General features: G+C 53.4%; 1 rRNA gene. It reads right to left on the bottom strand.

Features of this window, described 5'->3' with window-relative positions:
• Nucleotides 1-283 (bottom strand): 16S ribosomal RNA (locus JIG40_RS17500); the annotation flags it as partial.

The following is a 283-nucleotide window of genomic DNA, read 5'->3' as shown; positions in this document are numbered from 1 at the left end:
TACCTTGTTACGACTTCACCCCAGTCATGAACCACAAAGTGGCAAGCGTCCTCCCGAAGGTTAAACTACCTGCTTCTTTTGCAGCCCACTCCCATGGTGTGACGGGCGGTGTGTACAAGGCCCGGGAACGTATTCACCGTGGCATTCTGATCCACGATTACTAGCGATTCCGACTTCATGGAGTCGAGTTGCAGACTCCAATCCGGACTACGACGCACTTTTTGGGATTCGCTCACTTTCGCAAGTTGGCCGCCCTCTGTATGCGCCATTGTAGCACGTGTGT

It is taken from the genome of Vibrio sp. bablab_jr001 (genome assembly GCF_016464285.1).
Lineage (GTDB): Bacteria > Pseudomonadota > Gammaproteobacteria > Enterobacterales > Vibrionaceae > Vibrio > Vibrio fluvialis.
Note: the sequence above shows the minus strand (reverse complement) of the source record. Positions and strands in the feature narration are given on the sequence as shown.